Source organism: Lichenibacterium dinghuense, assembly GCF_021730615.1.
Classification (GTDB): Bacteria; Pseudomonadota; Alphaproteobacteria; order Rhizobiales; family Beijerinckiaceae; genus Lichenihabitans; species Lichenihabitans dinghuensis.
Genome location: NZ_JAJLMN010000001.1, coordinates 5,789,490 through 5,804,603, shown reverse-complemented (window position 1 = coordinate 5,804,603; position 15,114 = coordinate 5,789,490). Strand labels below are relative to the sequence as shown.

General features: G+C 63.2%; 10 protein-coding genes. 9 read left to right on the top strand and 1 reads right to left on the bottom strand.

Annotated elements, in window-relative coordinates:
- The first annotated feature begins 335 nt into the window (after window positions 1-335).
- The 5 genes from L7N97_RS27855 to L7N97_RS27835 all read left to right on the top strand — a co-directional run bounded on the left by L7N97_RS27855 (window position 336) and on the right by L7N97_RS27835 (window position 8,241).
- On the top strand, window positions 336-1,655 hold the full coding sequence (locus L7N97_RS27855) for an SIR2 family protein (RefSeq protein ID WP_237481893.1): 1,320 nt from the start codon (window positions 336-338) through the stop codon (window positions 1,653-1,655).
- On the top strand, window positions 1,655-2,185 hold the full coding sequence (locus tag L7N97_RS27850; protein WP_237481891.1) for a hypothetical protein: 531 nt from the start codon (window positions 1,655-1,657) through the stop codon (window positions 2,183-2,185). Before L7N97_RS27855 ends, L7N97_RS27850 begins: the two co-directional genes overlap by 1 nt.
- On the top strand, window positions 2,182-4,230 hold the full coding sequence (locus L7N97_RS27845) for an AAA family ATPase (protein WP_237481889.1): 2,049 nt from the start codon (window positions 2,182-2,184) through the stop codon (window positions 4,228-4,230). The genes L7N97_RS27850 and L7N97_RS27845 overlap by 4 nt, the downstream gene beginning before the upstream one ends.
- Window positions 4,227-6,659, top strand: a complete 2,433-nt coding sequence (locus L7N97_RS27840) for an nSTAND3 domain-containing NTPase (RefSeq protein ID WP_237481887.1) — start codon at window positions 4,227-4,229, stop codon at window positions 6,657-6,659. Before L7N97_RS27845 ends, L7N97_RS27840 begins: the two co-directional genes overlap by 4 nt.
- 196 nt (window positions 6,660-6,855) lie before the next feature.
- A complete protein-coding gene (locus L7N97_RS27835) occupies window positions 6,856-8,241 on the top strand; it encodes an IS701 family transposase (RefSeq protein WP_237479882.1) in 1,386 nt (461 codons plus the stop codon).
- A gap of 49 nt (window positions 8,242-8,290) precedes the next feature.
- Here the strand turns inward: L7N97_RS27835 and L7N97_RS27830 are convergent, their stop codons facing one another.
- Entirely contained in the window at window positions 8,291-8,572 is a 282-nt protein-coding gene (locus tag L7N97_RS27830; protein WP_237478198.1) for a hypothetical protein, read from the bottom strand.
- Window positions 8,573-8,679: 107 nt separating this feature from the next.
- Between L7N97_RS27830 and L7N97_RS27825 the strand changes: the two genes are divergently transcribed.
- The 4 genes from L7N97_RS27825 (at window position 8,680) to L7N97_RS27810 (ending at window position 15,007) form a co-directional block, all read left to right on the top strand.
- Window positions 8,680-10,065, top strand: coding sequence for an IS701 family transposase (locus L7N97_RS27825; protein ID WP_237478510.1), 1,386 nt, complete (start codon window positions 8,680-8,682; stop codon window positions 10,063-10,065).
- 576 nt (window positions 10,066-10,641) lie between these two features.
- Window positions 10,642-11,190 (top strand): recombinase family protein, encoded by a 549-nt coding sequence (locus tag L7N97_RS27820; RefSeq protein WP_237481885.1) that lies wholly within the window; start codon window positions 10,642-10,644, stop codon window positions 11,188-11,190.
- Between the two features lie 98 nt (window positions 11,191-11,288).
- Window positions 11,289-14,150, top strand: coding sequence for an SNF2-related protein (locus L7N97_RS27815; RefSeq protein ID WP_237481883.1), 2,862 nt, complete (start codon window positions 11,289-11,291; stop codon window positions 14,148-14,150).
- Window positions 14,147-15,007, top strand: coding sequence for an abortive infection family protein (locus L7N97_RS27810; protein ID WP_237481882.1), 861 nt, complete (start codon window positions 14,147-14,149; stop codon window positions 15,005-15,007). The genes L7N97_RS27815 and L7N97_RS27810 overlap by 4 nt, the downstream gene beginning before the upstream one ends.
- Window positions 15,008-15,114 lie beyond the last annotated feature (107 nt).

Below are 15,114 nucleotides of genomic sequence, written 5' to 3'. Positions count from 1 at the left end.
GTGGCTGGAGCGGAGCCGGCCGTCGTCCCGCTACGCGGCGACTACCTCTTGCTGAGTGTGAGGTGGGGCTTGTGCACGGCCACACCACGCGAACGCCAGCCACACTCGATACCGCTGAGTCAACAAGCGAGTGGCCGATTTTTATGCGTTGCGTGGAGGGAGTGTCTATGGCGAACTAGGGTCGTTCGAAGGGTCGAAACGGCTTTCTGCATCCAGCAAGCGATTCTCGCTTCCCCCAGACCGGTCGTAGTCGGAGAGTAGGAGAATTGTCATGGCAAGCCTGACACACACCGCTCAACGGCAGGTCGGCGAGCCGCTTCTCGGCGGAGGCTTGCTTGGCTCCTGAGACCATCACTCGACTGCTCGCCTCGATGAACGCCGGCCGCCTTCTGGTGGTCTGCGGCGCCGGACTCTCGATGGCGCCGCCCAGCAGCCTGCCGTCCGCCCGTGCCGTTGCCGAGCGATGCTTTGACAAATACCGTCTCGAATCCGACCCGAACTGCGATCTCGGCCTGCGAGAAAATCTCGAGGCACTCGCCGAGCACTTTGCGGGACTTAACACTCTGCAATCGATCTTCATCGAACATCTTGTTCCCTGGCCCGCTTTCACGCGGCCTTCGAATATGGGGCATGCCGCGATCGCAGATTTTCTTATCACCCACGCCGCCGTTGCCGGCATATCGGGCAACTTCGACACGCTGATCGAGCGACGCGCTTGGGACTACGGCGCGGACTTCCGCGGCTCACTTGACGGCGACGAAGCCACCGCTGATACTGTCCGTCAGGCGCCCTTGTTGAAATTCCATGGCTGCTCCCACCGTGATCGACAAGCCACGGTCTGGGCACCTTCACAGCTCAATGACCCGACCATCTCGGAGCGCATTGCAAGAAGCAAAATCTGGATGGCTGCCAACCTTCGGCAGAAAGACTTGCTCGTCGTCGGCTTCTGGTCGGACTGGGAATACCTCAACGCTGTGATCGGCGAAGCGTTGAGCGACGTGCAGCCGCTGTCCGTGACTGTCATCGACCTCTCACCGGCAAACGTGCTTGAGCAGAAAGCTCCGCAACTCTGGGAGATTGCGCACGCACACAACGTGACGTTCGAACATGTGCAAGAGTCAGGAGCTGCAGCTCTCGACGAGCTTCGTCGAGCCTTCTCTTCGAACTACCTGCGTCAGGTGCTGGACGCCGGACGAGCCGTTTTCGAGCAAGCTACTGGAGCCCGCTGTGTTCCGGCTTGGCTAGACATCGGGAATTTTGACAGCGAGGCCCTTTATGGTCTGAGACGGGATGCCGAAGGCGTCTCAGCGGTAGAGCCAGCTAAGCTCCTGCGCCCAGAGAATCCAGAAGCTCTCGGTTTCTTCCACTTGCTACTCCGTCGAGCTGGGGCCGTCCAACGCGCCGATGGTTATGATCTGAACGGCCGTAGAATCCGAGTTCTCAACGGGGCGCAATCCATTCTCGGAACGCTGCGTGGAAAGTTCGTCGAGCCGCCTGCCGCGATGCAGTCCGACATCGTTGTCGCGGTAGGCGCGACCGACTTGGGCCTGCCGGACAATGTCGTACGAAGCGGACGCTCCGGTGACGTCATTCGCCCAGACCCAATAGGTGAATGGTACGACCTATCTGGGGCAAGAGCTGCGTTGAGCATCTGATGGACATCCTCACCCAAGCTGAGATCCTTCTTCGCGACGCACAGTATGAAACCTGGACGTGGAATGGCTCGGCCGGCGCGGTGACCTGCTTCGAGAACTCGGCGTTGATGGGTTTCGTCCACGTCTTCGACAACGCGGACACTCTCCTAGGCGCATGGAAGGACAACCAGCAAATCGCGCTCGCTCGACATGCCGCTTCATTACGCGGCGCCGGAGCGAAGGCATGGAACGTCTATTCAGTCTTTCTGACCCCGGATCAGGATGCGCGCCGAGGGCGCGAGATCGAGCGCATCGAAGAGAATTTCTCCTTGACCCGCAAGATCGCGAGGTCCTCCATTAACACACCTGACGACCTTGAGAACGCGCTGCTGCCGCTGCTGTCGATACGCTCCAAGCCGCTACTCGGCGCGTCTAATTTCGAAACGAGACTGCGCATCAGGCTGAAGGATATTTCTCCAGATGCCGTGACTGCGTTTCTCAGTGAGACCACGCCAGCCGAAATTGCTCGCATCCTGAGAGCGACCTCATGAGGCTCGCCTTCATCGAAGTATGTGGCTTTCGTGGCTTCAGAGATCTCGTCCGGATCAATTTCGGACGGGGCTTCACCGTCATTACCGGTCGCAACGGTGTAGGCAAGAGTACGCTGTGCGATGCGGTCGAGTTCGCGATCACAGGCTCCATCGACAAGTACGCCGTCGAGAAGGCAGCGAAAGAGAGCCTAAGCGATTACCTTTGGTGGCGAGGAGAAGGTGTTCCCAACTCTCACTATGTGTCAGCCTCTTTCGAAGACGACAGCGGAAATCCATTCACCATCACGCGGACGCGGGAACGCGGCTCTGATCGCTCACCGGAGGAGATTCACGCCGCGCTTTGCCGTGGACCTGCGCCAGACAACGCGCTTCGGCAGCTCACCCGCACGTCGATTATCCGCGACGAATGGATCGCCGCGCTCAGCCTGGATCTAACCGAAACGGAACGATTCGCGCTCGTGCGCTCGGCGCTCGGTGCATTGGAAGGTTCGGAAGCCGGCAGCAGAGCCAAGGAAGTCGTTACCGCCGCCGAAGCCGCGCACACGAGGGACGAAGACGCCTATGAGGCTGCCCGCACGCGATTGGCCGACAGGCTAACGCAGCAGTCCGAGACGCAAGCCGTGCTCAGTCGATCCGGGGATGTGTCCGGAGCCATTCAGGTGATCGCCGCCGCAGCGCCAGATGCGCCCATTGAGCTGACGGCACGACTGGCTGCTGGTCGATCCGCGCTCGCAAACAGACGGGCCAGATTGGGTAGAATGGGTGAAGCGCTTCAACTCGGTCGAGAGGTCGCAGCGGCGCAGGCTCTCTACAACGCGCCAGAGGCGATGGCGAATCGCGAGGCCGCATCGGCAGCGCACGAAACCGCGCAGCGCGAGCATGAGGCCGCACAAAAGGTCTTCTTTGAAGCCGAACAAATTCTCTTGCGGGAAGAAGAGATGGACGCGATGGCGGCGTCGCTTAGTCTTCTCGTCGAACACGGGGAGCGCCTCGGGCTGCGCGACGACCATTGCCCGCTATGCGCAGCCCATCGGACATCAGACGAGTTCGCCGCCGGTCTGGCCGTCGCGCGTCGACGCATTACATCGCTGGCCTCGGGCGTTCAGGCCGCTCGTGATGCTCTCGCCTCCGCGAAACAGAACGCACGACAAGCCAGCCTCAAGTTGCAGATAGCAACCGCCGCGATCCAAGAACATGCAGACGAACTCGGGCGCTTGCGCAATCAGGAAGCGGCGCATTTAAATTTCTACGATCAATGGAGCCTCGATCCTCGCTTTATCCAAGATCCTGACGCACTGGAGCGGGCGATTTCTCCAGAACGGGACCGGTTGATAGACCTCGAGCGAGCGCTCCTCGTGCTGGAGACCTCGCAAGCGGTCTCGCGGATGTCGTCGATCGAGAGCAACATATCGGCGCTGCGAGGCGACATCGAGAAGTTGGCGCAGGCTGTCAGCCAGTCGCAAAATGCTGTAACAGCGGCTCGTGAAATCGAGCGCTCTGTCAAACGGGTAGGTGCTGAGATAGTAGATGAGCGCCTCGCTCAAATCAGTCCTCTTCTTAATGAACTTTACCAACGCTTGCGACCGCACGCCAACTGGCGGACGATCGACTACAGCATCCGCGGTGATGTCCGACGTTTCCTAAGCCTCAAGGTGGGCGACGGGCTGAATCCGCAATTCGTCTTTAGCAGCGGTCAGCGTCGCGCCGCCGGTCTCGCCTTCCTTCTCTCCGTCCATCTTGCGCGGGCGTGGACACCGCTCAGGTCGCTTCTACTCGACGACCCCGTTCAGCACATCGACGACTTCAGGGCTCTTCACTTGGTCGAAGTGCTAGCCGCTCTGCGCTTAGACGGGCGCCAGATAATCTGCGCCGTTGAAGACCCTGCCCTGGCCGATCTGCTATGCCGGCGCTTGGTGAGCACTTCGACGGAGGGAGGCCGGCGTCTTGACATCGACCTTGGACCACTGGGCGTCACGAGCGTAGTCATCGACCAGGAGATCAATCCGATGCCAGTCGGCGTTTTGCGTGGTGTCGTCACTGCATGACGGCCGAGAGTGCGCAAATCGAGCTTCCGCCGCCGCATAAACGTCGAGCGCAAGGCCCCTGGAGCGATCTGGCGCTCCACACCATTGGTTGGCGTGCGTTTCAGGATCTTTGTTCGCAGATATCCGAGGTTGTGCTCGGCCGGCCCGTAGAAATTTTCCGTGAAGCACAGGACGGTGGCCAGGACGCGGTCTTTCTCATCCCCTCGGGAACTGAGGCACCGGCTATCGGCACGATCCAGTGCAAGCATACGTCCGATGCCACAAGGGCTTTGAGACTTGGCGATCTCGCTGCCGAGCTTGGGAATGTCGAGGAACTTGTCAAAGCCGGTCAGGCGAATACCTATGTCTTTATGACGAACATGAGCGTAGATGCGCCTGTCGCCGCGGCGATGCGATCTAAGCTTCTGGCGCTTGGCGTCCGCAAGCCGCACATTTTTGGTCGCCATTATATCGTCCGGGTCATCAGAATCAGCGCACGGCTGCGGGCGCTCGTTCCACAGGTCTACGGTCTGGGAGACCTCACCTCGATTGTGGACGAGCGGCTGAGCGAGCAAAGCCGAGCCCTACTGGATAGTTGGATTCCAAAGCTCCGTACATACGTGCCCACCAAAGCCCATCGCGACGCCGTCAACGCCATTTCCAAACACGGCGTCGTGCTACTATTAGGCAACCCCTCAAGCGGGAAATCAGCAATCGGCGCGATCGTCTCGACAATTGCTTCGGAAAACCCGGACAACACCGTTCTTGCTTTGACCAGCCCCCGTGACTTCGAGGCCGGCTGGAATCCGAACGATCCAGGTCGCTTTTTCTGGATCGACGACGCCTTCGGTTCAAACGTTCTACGCAACGACTATGTGCAGGACTGGGCCTCGTCATTTTCCAAACTGCGGGCCGCAATCAAGCACGGCAACCGCTTCCTATTGACCTCCCGCAAGCACATCTATGAAGCGGCACGGCGTCGGCTCGGACAGCGCAATCTTGCCCAATTTGTTGACGGCAGCGCTGTCGTCGACGTTGGCGACCTGACCATAGAGGAAAAGGCACAGATCCTTTACAACCATATCAACTTCGGCGAGCAGAGCCAAAGCTGGAGATCCAACGTCAAACCACACCTGCCTGCTGTCGCCGCGGTTCAGGACTTTCTTCCTGGGATTGCAGAGCGTCTTGGGGATCCTAATTTCACCAAGGGGCTGGCGCCGTGGGAAAGCTCACTCGTGCGCTTCATGAAAGAGCCGACGGAGCATCTGATCGATACGATCAATGCCCTAGATGACCAATTACAAGCCGCGCTAATGCTAGTTTACGTTCATCAAGCCGGTTTCGATCCAAGCGGCCACGACATGCTGGCAGCTCAGACCGTGGCGGAGCTGACCGGTTTCCCTCTCACGAAGATCCAGGACCGCTTTGCTGAGCTGAAGGGCTCGTTCCTGAAGCTCTCCGGATCAAAGTGGACCTTCGCCCATCCAACGATCTCCGACGCGCTGACGGAAATCCTCCGTCAGAAGCCGCATATGATGGCGGCGCTCATACGCGGCGCAACGGTCGACACGATTCTCAACAGCTTCACATGTGAGGGATCGCCGCTCATTCGAGACGCCCTCGTCGTCCCAGGGACGCTTGACGATGCTCTGGTCGCGCGGCTCGGCCGCACCCCGGACGAAATGCATCGCAATTGGATGCTCTTCCACTTTTTGTCTTTTCGGGCAAGCGAGCCCGTTTTCATCAAAGCGGTCGAGCAATCTCCGGACTTGCTTCGACGGTCGTGCTGGCAAACCGACTCTGCCGGCAACGATCCCCGGATCGCTGCCTACGCACGTGCACATCACCTCAGCATCTTGCCCGAGGATCTTCGTTCCGCGGCGGCAGACATTTTAGAGTCCGCCCTTCTCACGAATCTTGACGCCTCCATTTTCGACGAGCCAGAGATGTTAGCACTTATGTCTCCGCTACAATTGGTTGGTATGGGGTTGGCACTTCGAACAACTGTGCTGCCTCAGCTCGAAAAGCGGATCGACGAGATTGTCGATGAGGCTGACTTGGACGAGGAGCCAGACAGCCACTTCAAAAAGCTCCTTGGCGTGCTCGATCGCGTCGAGGCGATCGGTGTCGACGTGGACGCCATAGCCCTGATCGACGACGCGCGCGATCAGGTGAAGCGGTCGATCAGGAAACTGGAAGAGCGCAAGCGCGAGAAGGAGGAAGGCTCAGCTCGACTTTCCGCATTTTTGGAGGCGCATCAGGTGCTGACCCAGAAGATGTCCTCGGCTGCGATGCAGGTGAGGGCGTCGTCGAGGGCGAGGATAGTGCTGCCGAAGGGGCCGGTCGAGGACCAGCGCTCCTTCCACAGGGACCAGTATAGAACTTCGAAGTGGCCGTCGGGTTTTGCCGGTCGCAGGCGGGCGACGGGTGTGCCCGACCGCGCATCGTAGAGCGTGTAGCCCCGGTTGCGCCGCTCGGCCACGAGAGAACCACGCGGGCTTCGAAACTGCGCGATGCGCATGATGACGTCGTCGTCCATGGCGGCGCAGGATATTCCGAGGGACTGGTCCCGTCACGGACCGTTTGCGCTCTGATGGGCTGGATGCAGGGCTTGCTGAACAACGGCGATGCGATTCTACGGCCGGGATGAGACCCCATCGCCAACGCCCCCCTTCCGACCTTTCCGCTGTGCCAGCGATCTTGTCGACATGGCTGACCGTACTGCGCCCGTGCTTCACTGCACCAGTCTGGACCCGAGTCCTCGTGCTGGTGGCCGGTGCGGTGTTGTCGCCCGGCGGACGAACCGTGACGCAAGCCCTGCGCGTGATGGGACTGGCCGGAAAACCCGGCTTCGGTCGATACCACGACGTCCTGAGCCGGGCGCGGTGGGATGCGCGCGACGTGGCGCGCAGGCTGCTCGGGCACCTCGTCGCCGTGCTGTCGCCGGACGGCGAGGTGATCATCGGCATCGACGACACCGTGGAGCGACGATGGGGGCCGAAGATCGCGGCGCGCGGCATCTATCGTGACCCCGTCCGTTCGTCCAAAGGCCATTTCGTCAAGACCAGCGGCCTGCGCTGGCTCGTGCTGGCCGTCATGCTCCCGGTCCCCTTCGCGGGCCGGCGCTGGGCGCTGCCCTTTCTCACCGTGCTGGCCCCCTCGGAGCGCTGGAGCGAGGCGCATCGCCAGCGCCACAAGACCCTGACCGACTGGGCGCGTCAGGCCATCCTGCAGAGCAGTCGCTGGCTGGGGAGCCGCCGCGTCACCGTGGTGGCCGACAGCAGCTTCGCCGCGCTCGACCTCATCGCCGCCGTGCGCCGCCACGTCACCCTGATCACGCGGTTGCGCCTCGACGCCAACCTGTTCGAACCCGCCCCCGCGCGCGTTCCAGGCCGGCGCGGCCGCCCCGCCCTGAAAGGAAAGCGAGTGCCCAAGCTCGATGCCGTGCTGCGCGACCCGGCCACCGTCTGGACAAAGGTGACGCTGACCGAATGGTACGGCGGCCAAACCTGCAGGCTCGAATACACCTCGGCCACGGCGCTCTGGTCCAAGGCCGGCCTGCCGCCCCAGCCGATCCGCTGGGTGCTGGTGCGCGATCCGTCCGGCACCCGTGACGCGCAGGCGTTCCTGTGCACCGACGCCGACCTCACCGCCGAGGCGATCCTCACGCGGTTCGTCATGCGCTGGCGCATCGAGACCACCTTCCAGGAGGTCCGCCGGCACCTCGGCGTCGAGACCCAGCGCCAATGGTCCGACAAGGCCATCCTGCGCACCACACCTGCCTTGCTCGCCTTGTACTCCCTCGTCACGCTCTGGGCACACGAGCTGCACACCCGGGCCGGACCGATCCGCCCACAGACCGCAGCTTGGTACGACAAACGCCTGCCAACCTTCAGCGACGCGCTCGCCGACGTCCGCCGCGCGTTATGGTGGCCGCAGATTTCATCAACGTCCCCGCCCAGCCGAGACCCCGTCAAAATTCACCCCGACCTCCTCGACCGGTGGATCGACACACTGTGCCGCGCTGCCTGAAATGCGTAAAGTCGAGCTCAGCTCGACTTTCCGCATTTTTGGAGGCGCATCAGGTGCTGACCCAGAAGATGTCCTCGGCTGCGATGCAGGTGAGGGCGTCGTCGAGGGCGAGGATAGTGCTGCCGAAGGGGCCGGTCGAGGACCAGCGCTCCTTCCACAGGGACCAGTATAGAACTTCGAAGTGGCCGTCGGGTTTTGCCGGTCGCAGGCGGGCGACGGGTGTGCCCGACCGCGCATCGTAGAGCGTGTAGCCCCGGTTGCGCCGCTCGGCCACGAGAGAACCACGCGGGCTTCGAAACTGCGCGATGCGCATGATGACGTCGTCGTCCATGGCGGCGCAGGATATTCCGAGGGACTGGTCCCGTCACGGACCGTTTGCGCTCTGATGGGCTGGATGCAGGGCTTGCTGAACAACGGCGATGCGATTCTACGGCCGGGATGAGACCCCATCGCCAACGCCCCCCTTCCGACCTTTCCGCTGTGCCAGCGATCTTGTCGACATGGCTGACCGTACTGCGCCCGTGCTTCACTGCACCAGTCTGGACCCGAGTCCTCGTGCTGGTGGCCGGTGCGGTGTTGTCGCCCGGCGGACGAACCGTGACGCAAGCCCTGCGCGTGATGGGACTGGCCGGAAAACCCGGCTTCGGTCGATACCACGACGTCCTGAGCCGGGCGCGGTGGGATGCGCGCGACGTGGCGCGCAGGCTGCTCGGGCACCTCGTCGCCGTGCTGTCGCCGGACGGCGAGGTGATCATCGGCATCGACGACACCGTGGAGCGACGATGGGGGCCGAAGATCGCGGCGCGCGGCATCTATCGTGACCCCGTCCGTTCGTCCAAAGGCCATTTCGTCAAGACCAGCGGCCTGCGCTGGCTCGTGCTGGCCGTCATGCTCCCGGTCCCCTTCGCGGGCCGGCGCTGGGCGCTGCCCTTTCTCACCGTGCTGGCCCCCTCGGAGCGCTGGAGCCAGGCGCATCGCCAGCGCCACAAGACCCTGACCGACTGGGCGCGTCAGGCCATCCTGCAGAGCAGTCGCTGGCTGGGGAGCCGCCGCGTCACCGTGGTGGCCGACAGCAGCTTCGCCGCGCTCGACCTCATCGCCGCCGTGCGCCGCCACGTCACCCTGATCACGCGGTTGCGCCTCGACGCCAACCTGTTCGAACCCGCCCCCGCGCGCGTTCCAGGCCGGCGCGGCCGCCCCGCCCTGAAAGGAAAGCGAGTGCCCAAGCTCGATGCCGTGCTGCGCGACCCGGCCACCGTCTGGACAAAGGTGACGCTGACCGAATGGTACGGCGGCCAAACCTGCAGGCTCGAATACACCTCGGCCACGGCGCTCTGGTCCAAGGCCGGCCTGCCGCCCCAGCCGATCCGCTGGGTGCTGGTGCGCGATCCGTCCGGCACCCGTGACGCGCAGGCGTTCCTGTGCACCGACGCCGACCTCACCGCCGAGGCGATCCTCACGCGGTTCGTCATGCGCTGGCGCATCGAGACCACCTTCCAGGAGGTCCGCCGGCACCTCGGCGTCGAGACCCAGCGCCAATGGTCCGACAAGGCCATCCTGCGCACCACACCTGCCTTGCTCGCCTTGTACTCCCTCGTCACGCTCTGGGCACACGAGCTGCACACCCGGGCCGGACCGATCCGCCCACAGACCGCAGCTTGGTACGACAAACGCCTGCCAACCTTCAGCGACGCGCTCGCCGACGTCCGCCGCGCGTTATGGTGGCCGCAGATTTCATCAACGTCCCCGCCCAGCCGAGACCCCGTCAAAATTCACCCCGACCTCCTCGACCGGTGGATCGACACACTGTGCCGCGCTGCCTGAAATGCGTAAAGTCGAGCTCAGAAGACGATGTGGATTGGACGCACATCGTTACGCAGGAGAAAGAAGAGGCTCCGACTCCTCCTCCGGGCGCCACAACGCGCTCCGTGTTCGACGACGTCGATAGGTAGTCCTACCGATGTCCGCCAAACTTACGTTCGCGGTGGCAACATCGCGAGGGGGGTAGGCAAGCTTCATGCCGAGGCGTAAAAATAATCTGATGTGAAGACCATCGCGTTGGCAAACTCAAGGTGTCGCCCTTGCGTTACATGGTGCCCTAATCTGGCGAGGGAGATAGAATTGAACCATGTTACGTTGCTTTGGTGACATTCTTGCAAACACGCTGGGGCTCGACGGCGGGACCAAGGCTTACGTTTGCGAGTACACTCGACCGTCTGCAAGATGGCAAACTAGAAACGTTGGAACTTCGCACGAAGCCGGCAAGGGTCGACGGGCACATCGGGGTATACCCCGGCGTGACACCATGCATGTTACATTCTCGACGTCACCTCTGGGTTGACATCGCCTATTTGTGACGTGCGACACCTCGGGCCTACACCCTGAGGTGAAAAAGCAAAAATGGCCCGCATCGGTTACGCCCGCGTCAGCACGCTCGACCAGGATCTCGATGGTCAGCTCGCGAAGCTGAAAGCCGAAGGCTGCGGGGTGACCCGCTCGGAGAAGGTCTCGGGCGGCAGCCGCGACGGCCGGACCGAGCTGGCGACCGTGCTGGAGTTCCTGCGCCCCGGCGACGAACTCGTGGTCACCCGCCTCGACCGGCTCGGCCGCGATACCCGCGACGTGCTCAACCTGATCCACGAGGCCGAGCAGCGGGGCGCCTTCGTCACCGTCCTCGACCCGCATGTCTCGACGCGCGGCGAGATGGGCCACCTTGTTCTGACCGTCCTCGGCATGGTCGCCCAGATGGAACGGCGCTTCATCAAGGAGCGCCAGCGCGAGGGCATCGCTCGGGCAAAGAGCGAGGGCGCGTACACCGGTGGCAAGCGCCGCCTTGACCGCGAGCGCATCCGAACGCTGCACGCCGCCGGCAACGGGCCGGCCGTCATCGCCCGCGAGGTCGGGTGCTCGCGGATGCAGGTCTACCGTGTGCTGCAAGAGGCAGGTTGATCCGAACGACCCACACTCGTGCTCTGCACGAAGCGTGACGAGGCGGGGCCAGCTCGGCTACAATCATTCCCGCAACGCACCCCTACGTCGAGCTCTTCATGACGGGCTACACGCCCCACCAAGCCAAGTTCTTCGCGCACTACGTGACCCGCGAGGGGATCGCTGAGGGTGAGGGACTGGCTCAATCGCTGTCGGCCGCGCGGGTGGACCTGAACCCTCACCAAGTCGATGCGGCCATGTTCGCCCTGCGCTCGCCCTTGTCCAAAGGCGTGCTACTGGCCGACGAGGTGGGGTTGGGCAAGACTATCGAGGCGGCCCTCGTCATCACGCAGCGGTGGTGGGAGGGGCGCCGGCGCCTGCTCCTGATCGCGCCCGCGTCGCTGCGGAAGCAGTGGCAGCAGGAGCTTTGGGAGAAGTTCTCCCTGCCCAGCGTGATCCTCGACGCCAAGCGCGTGCGCGAGTTGAAGAAGGCGGGCGAGGCGCGTCCGCTGGATCGCACGGACGCCGTCGTCATCCTGTCCTACGAATACGCCGCCCGGATCGCGCCCGAGCTTCAGGCAATTTCGTGGAACCTCGTGGTTATGGACGAGGCTCACAAGCTGCGGAACGTCTACCGCGCGACCGATAATTCTCGCTCCGCCGTCCTGCGGCGCGCGCTGGCTGATCGGCAGAAGCTGCTGCTTACGGCCACTCCGCTCCAGAATAATCTGATGGAGCTATATGGCCTGCTATCGCTCATCGACGAGCACTTCTTCGGCTCGCCCGATGCCTTCCGCGCCGAGTTCGGCAAGTCGGACGCTAGCACGCTGGCGGTGCTGGGCCGAAGGCTGGAGCCGATCTGCAAACGCACGCTGCGGCGGCAGGTCCAGCAGGCCGGGCTCATCAGCTACACCAAACGCATGGCCGAGACGTTCGACTTCACGCCGAGCGCGCTGGAAACAAAGCTCTACGAGCAGATGTCCGAATACCTCCAGCGCGAGGACACGTTGGCCATCGGCAAGACGGGCCGCCACCTCGTCACCCTCGTCCTGCGGAAGATTCTCGGCTCCTCGTCTTTCGCGGTCGCGGCCACCCTCGACAAGATGATCGCCCGCTTGGAGCGCAAGCTGGAGGTCGGAGAGGAGATGCTGGCCGACTATGACGGGATGGAGGAGACGGCCGAGACATGGCGTGAGGGCGCCGCCGATGCCGAGGCGGACGCGCTGGAGGCGAACGAAGCCGAGTCGGTCGTAGCCGCCGACCCTGCGCTGCTGCGCGGTGAGATCGAGGAGCTACGCGGCTTCCGCAACCTCGCAACATCCATCGACGACAACGCGAAGGGACGCGCCCTCGTCGGCAGCTTGCCGGACGTGCTTAAGCAAATCGAGGCGAAGGGCGGCCAGCGCAAGGCGGTGATCTTTACTGAGAGCGTCCGCACCCAACGCTATCTGCGCGACCTGCTGGAGGCCAACGGCTTCGCTGGGCAGACGGTGCTGATGAACGGTGCCAACACCGACGCGGAAAGCCAAGCTCTCTACAAGGCGTGGCTGGCCAAGCACGCCGGGAACAGCAACGTCGTCTCGAAGACGAAGAGCGCGGACCTAAAGGCCGCCATCGTGGACGCATTCAGGAACGACCGTACGATTCTGATTGCCACGGAGAGCGGGGCGGAGGGCATTAATCTTCAATTCTGTTCACTGCTCATCAACTACGACCTGCCGTGGAACCCACAGCGCGTGGAGCAGCGGATCGGTCGCTGCCACCGCTACGGCCAGAAGATCGATGTAACCGTCGTCAACATGATGAACCGGGGCAACCACGCCGAGGCCCGGATTGTCGAACTGCTCGCCTCCAAGTTCAACCTGTTCAGCGGCGTGTTCGGCTCCTCCGACGAGGTGCTGGGCGCCATCGAGAGCGGGGTGGACATCGAAAAGCGCATCCTCGGCATCGTGCAATCGTGCCGCTCGAATGCTGAGATCGACCGAGCCTTCGAGACCCTGCAACTCGACCTATTTGTTGAGATCGACGAGGCCAAGACCAAGGCGCGCGAGGCAATTCTCGCCGAGATGGACGATAAGGTGGTCGCTCGGCTCAAGTTCGAGAAGGGCCGGATCGACGCCCAGCTTGGGGATTTCAAGCTGGCCCTATTGCGGCTCGCCCGCGCCGAACTGCCTGAGGCCCGGTTCCACCCCGACCACGCCGAGCGCTTCGATTACGACGGCGCAACCTACACGGCGGAGTGGCCGGTCTCCGAGGAGAGAGGCTGGCGGTTCTACCGCCTAAGTGATGGCGAGCTTGCGACCACGCTCGCCGACCGCGCGATGGACCGTGAGCTCGCCCCAGCGACCCTCGCTTTCGATCTCGACGCTTACACGGGCAAGCTGGCCGATGTGGAGTTGCTGCGCGGCGACAGCGGCTGGCTCGCGGCGGCCCGGTTGACGCTCGACACGCCCGCCAAACGCTACGACGACCTGATCGTGGTGGCCCTGACGGACGACGGTGGGGTGGTGCCGCGCGAGACAGCGGAGCGGCTGATGCAGGTTCCGGCCACGGCGAGGCAGGCGGACGGCGCGGCCCCGCCCCCAAACCTCGACCGACTGATCGCCGACGCGCAGACCGCCTTGGTGGGTGCCGCGCAGACCCGCCTCGGCGACTTCCTCGACGAGGAGGAGACCCGCCTCAACCTATGGCAGGAGGATGCGCGCGTTTCTTACGAGTCCAAGATCAAGGTCCTCGGCAAGGAGGCCAAGGAGAAAGACAAGCTCGCCCGCGCCAGCGTCACCTTGCCGGATAAGGTCGCGCTCCAGCGCGACGCGGCCGCCCTACGCCGCGAGTCCGACGACCTAAACCACCAACTCTACACGCGGCTGAAGGAGATCGACGCCGAACGCAACCGCATGCTAGACGAGATCGCTGCGCGACTGAGCCTCACGCCGAAGCTCACGCCGCTGTTCTCAGCGCGATGGATGCTGGCGGCATGAGGCTCTCACCGCGCACCTTGGACAAGCTCACCGGAGTCATCACTGGCGACGGCGGACCCTACCCGTATCGAGGCGGCCCGAAGATCATCGCCTTCTTCAACGCACTCGGCTGGGACGACAGCTACGGCGCGGGCTTCGGTTCTCGCAATCCGCATACGCGCGAGAAGCTGGACGCACTCAACGGCACGTCGAGGATGCGAGATGCGGTGCTCGCAGCCTTCGATATTTGGGGTGAGCCGGACCTGGACCCTGAAGCGGCGGCCGCCGACTTCAACAAGCTTCTGACCCGCGACGGCTATCGGCTCGCCAAGGTTATCGGTCCGGGGTGGATCGACAACGGGCACGAGGTCGAAGGGGTGCCACGCTTTAAGCTCGTCGCCCTCAGCGCAGGCACGGTGGATCCGGTCGCTCTGGCGGCGGTGAGCCACGCCACGCTGGGAGAGTACATCGAGAAGTGCCGGGCCAAAATCGCCTCAGGCGACAGCGCAGGTGCGATCACCAACGCCTACACCCTGATCGAGGCGGTGTTGAAAGATCTGCTGCGGCAGGCGGGCGTTGCCTTCAAGGCGGACGAGGGCGACATCCGCGCGCTCTACACCGCCCTGAAGGCGCCGCTGCATCTCGATCCCAAGGACGAGTCGCTTGAGGTGCACCTAAAGACGGTGCTCGACGGCTTCCAAAAGCTCGTCAGCGGCCTCTACGCGACGGCCAACAAGGCGAGCGACCGCCATGACCGTCGCTACCACCCCGCACCGCACCACGCGAAGCTGGTGGTCAACGCCGCGTTCGCGCTCGGCGATTTCCTCTACGACACCCATGAATATCAGCGCGCGCGACGCGCTGCGGAGGCCGCTTGATGGCTGAGAAGACGAAGCTGGACCTGACGTGGATCGGGAAGGATCGGCGTCCTCGCGTGGAAACAAGAATCTTAGTTGAGGAGCCCCCTAGCAGGTCGCTGAAAAAG

Excerpts from the sequence above, each read along its gene's own strand:
- L7N97_RS27850 (WP_237481891.1), top strand. The coding sequence starts at position 1,655 with ATGGACATCCTCACCCAAGCTGAGATCCTTCTTCGCGACGCACAGTAT.
- L7N97_RS27845 (WP_237481889.1), top strand. The coding sequence starts at position 2,182 with ATGAGGCTCGCCTTCATCGAAGTATGTGGCTTTCGTGGCTTCAGAGAT.
- L7N97_RS27840 (WP_237481887.1), top strand. The coding sequence starts at position 4,227 with ATGACGGCCGAGAGTGCGCAAATCGAGCTTCCGCCGCCGCATAAACGT.
- L7N97_RS27835 (WP_237479882.1), top strand. The coding sequence starts at position 6,856 with ATGAGACCCCATCGCCAACGCCCCCCTTCCGACCTTTCCGCTGTGCCA.
- L7N97_RS27830 (WP_237478198.1), bottom strand. The coding sequence starts at position 8,572 with ATGGACGACGACGTCATCATGCGCATCGCGCAGTTTCGAAGCCCGCGT.
- L7N97_RS27825 (WP_237478510.1), top strand. The coding sequence starts at position 8,680 with ATGAGACCCCATCGCCAACGCCCCCCTTCCGACCTTTCCGCTGTGCCA.
- L7N97_RS27820 (WP_237481885.1), top strand. The coding sequence starts at position 10,642 with ATGGCCCGCATCGGTTACGCCCGCGTCAGCACGCTCGACCAGGATCTC.
- L7N97_RS27815 (WP_237481883.1), top strand. The coding sequence starts at position 11,289 with ATGACGGGCTACACGCCCCACCAAGCCAAGTTCTTCGCGCACTACGTG.
- L7N97_RS27810 (WP_237481882.1), top strand. The coding sequence starts at position 14,147 with ATGAGGCTCTCACCGCGCACCTTGGACAAGCTCACCGGAGTCATCACT.